We start from the raw sequence: 3312 nt of genomic DNA on the forward strand, positions 1-3312 counted from the left end.
CTGCACTTAATGAGATGCAGGAGTCTTCTGTAAAAGCAGCCAAGACTGGTAAAGATGTAATATTGATTGCGCCAACGGGTTCGGGGAAAACGCTGGCCTTTTTATTGCCATTACTTTCCAACCTAAAAACCGGAGTAAAAGGGGTACAGGCCTTGGTTTTGGTCCCTTCGAGAGAGCTTGCCTTACAGATAGAGCAGGTTTTTAAACAAATGGGTACTTCTTTTAAAGTAAACTGCTGTTACGGTGGTCATGCCGTACGGATAGAGAAGAATAATCTTGCACACCCACCTGCCATCCTGATCGGAACGCCTGGCAGGATAGCTTACCATTTAGAGCATCAAAACTTTGACGAATCTTTTATCGAAACCTTAGTTTTAGATGAATTTGATAAAGCACTGGAGTTTGGCTTTGAGCAAGACATGTCTTATATCATTGGCTCACTGCTTTCGTTAAAACAGCGTATACTTACTTCTGCTACCAAAATGGAAGAAATTCCTGCTTTTGTAAAGCTAAATGTGCCTGTTGAAGTCGATTTTTCAAAAAATATCGAAGCAAAACCAGATCTAAAGCTCAGAAAAATAACAGCACCTGCTGCCGATAAGTTAGATTACCTTTTCAGATTACTGAGTAAAATAGGTAGTAAAAATACATTGGTTTTCTGTAACCACAGGGAAACTGTAGATCGGATAAGTGATTTACTTTTCGAAAATGGTTTAGGTCACGATGTTTTTCATGGTGGGATGGAACAGTTCGATCGAGAAAAGGCATTGCTTAAATTTAGAAATGGTAGCCATCGGATTTTAATCACAACAGATCTGGCTGCCCGTGGTCTGGATATTCCTGAGGTGGAACATATTGTACATTATCAATTACCTTACACCGAAGATGCCTATATCCATCGCAATGGCAGAACGGCAAGGATGCATGCAAAAGGAACGGCCTATGCCATTTTAACTTCAGAAGAACACTATAAGTATTTGCCGGAAGATATTGAGGAGGAAGTTTTATCCGAAAAGTATAAATTACCAGAAGCCAGCGATTGGGTAACTTTATACATTGCACATGGCAAGAAGGATAAAATTAACAAAATTGATATTGTAGGTTTATTTTTGCAGAAAGGTAATTTAACAAAAGAAGATCTTGGCCTGATCGAAGTTAAAGATACCACCAGTTACGTCGCGGTTAAAAGAAGCAAAGTAGAAAAATTATTGAAAGCATTGAGCGGCGAAAAAATTAAAGGAAAAAAACTTAAATTAGAAGTAGCGAGTTAGTTCATTGGTTCATTGGTTCATTGGAAAAACGGGGCTTAAAGTTCTAGATTTATTTCTGTAGTCATTCAATAATTTATTCATTTAACCGTTTATTCAATAGCTCAATCGTTCAATATACTCATTCATAAATTTTCTAATTTAATCACGCTATAATCCGCTAACTCAATCACTCACTAATTCAGACATTCTCTAATTCAAACATTAAAAATGAGCAACAACGATATATTAAAAAAACTAAGAGTAGCCCTATCATTAAAAACAGAAGATATCATAACCATTTGCGACCTGGTTGGATTTAAGGTAACCAAGGCAGAACTGGGCGATATTTTCAGAAATGAAGACCATGAGAATTTTAAACCTTGCGGCGATCAGATTCTGCGTAATTTCTTAAATGGTCTTGTGATTTACAAAAGAGGTCCGAGGGATGAAAAAAAGCAATAATTTATGCTTTTTAATATTTTTTATACTGATCACACTTTCCTTTAACGCTCTCGCTCAGTCTCAGTTTAAAATAAGTGGTAGTGTAATCGATTCTTTGAAGAAGCCTATTGAGGGCGTAAGCATCCGATTGATTACCGATAAAGATACACTCCGCTCAAATTCAGATGCGAAGGGAAACTTTGCATTCGCAAAAGTAACCCGAAATAAATTCTACCTTACCATTACCGCATTGGGCTACAGGCCGTTTGCTTCTATCTACGAAATCGAATCTTCGAAAAAAAACTCCGTTTTAGAACCCATTATGCTCAAGATGGAAACGATCCGTCTCGAAGATGTGGAGGTTAAAGTAAAGGTAGACCCCATTAAGATCAAGAAAGATACGATTGAGTATAACGCTGCTGCCTATACCGTAAGAGAAAATGATAAAGTGGAAGATCTGTTAAAACAACTGCAAGGTATTGAGGTTGACGAAAAAGGTGCTGTTACTGCCATGGGAAAAAAAATGACCAAGTTGCGGGTAAATGGTGAGGATTTTTTTACCAGTAACGTAGAAGATTACATCAGACAGTTGCCCGCCGATATTATTGCTAAACTACAGGTAATTGAGGATTATGGTGATGAAGCCAGTTTTACAGGCATAAAAGTAGGTACGCCACAAAAAATGTTGAACCTGATTACTAAGCCTGGCATGGACAAAGGTGTTTTTGGCGGAGTAAATATGAGTTCTGCCACCAATAATGCACATAATTTAGGCGGTAATGGTAGCATATGGAGAAAAACGAAGCAAATTGGTTTTGGAAGCCGTTATGGTATCACGAATAATGAGTTTACCAAAATGAACAATGGAGGTTTAAATGGTAATATCAGAGACAAAATTTCGAAGGAATTTAGCTTTAATGGCGGCTATCATTTTAGTAACGGAATTAATAAATCTATTCAGAGTAATTACCTCGAAACGTTTAACCCGCAGGGAACAATATTCGACTTAAGAGAAAGCGCCAATAATTCCAGATCGCTAAACAATAACATCAACCTCGGTTTAAATGGGGCCACAAAGAAGAATTACCTTAATATTTCGCTTAATGGGGCTTTGGCCAATACCCATAACGATGCGTTTTCCACTTCCAATAAAACAGGTTTTATCAAACAGGATCTACTGTCTAATTCAGGTTCAAGGAACAGTAATCCTAATGTTAATGGAAGTATTAATTGGTCTAGGCGGTTGGCTAATAATAAGAGGTCGTTATCTATGGGATTTAATTTTGGCACAAGCGAAGGAAACTCAAACAGTACAATTAATGATATTATAAGGTATTACAACGAAACCACCAACGTAYTGGTTAAAGATTCTTTACTGAACAGATTGGTTGATAATAATACCTCGAACTCCAATTTTGGGGGCAATTTCCAATTTTCCAATTCATTAAAAAAGCCAAACGACAGTACAGGATACAGTTTTATTAACCTGTCTTACCGTTTTTCAGTTAGCAGGAGCCGCAATTTGCAAACTACAACGGTTACCAATCCGTTGGGAAACAGTTTTGTTGTCGATTCGCTGGGGCAGGATTATGTCTCTAATTTTATCAATCAGAATTTTGGT

Annotated in this window: 3 protein-coding genes; all 3 read left to right on the forward strand. The window is 37.4% G+C overall.

Going from position 1 to position 3312, the window contains the following annotated elements:
* Positions 1–1271, forward strand: a 1271-nt coding sequence (locus AC1DPQ_RS22110; protein WP_477610888.1) for a DEAD/DEAH box helicase, incomplete at its 5' end; no start/stop codon positions are given.
* 207 nt (positions 1272–1478) lie between these two features.
* Positions 1479–1712, forward strand: coding sequence for a DUF1456 family protein (locus AC1DPQ_RS22115; RefSeq protein ID WP_029274124.1), 234 nt, complete (start codon positions 1479–1481; stop codon positions 1710–1712).
* Positions 1696–3312 (forward strand): carboxypeptidase-like regulatory domain-containing protein (locus AC1DPQ_RS22120; RefSeq protein ID WP_477610889.1); only part of this gene is annotated, 1617 nt, incomplete at its 3' end. The genes AC1DPQ_RS22115 and AC1DPQ_RS22120, both read left to right, overlap by 17 nt.

This window comes from Pedobacter sp. 01T416_2 (genome assembly GCF_056398925.1).

Bases quoted from the DNA above. Each gene is read 5' to 3' on its own strand.
- AC1DPQ_RS22115 (WP_029274124.1), top strand. From the start codon at position 1,479: ATGAGCAACAACGATATATTAAAAAAACTAAGAGTAGCCCTATCATTA.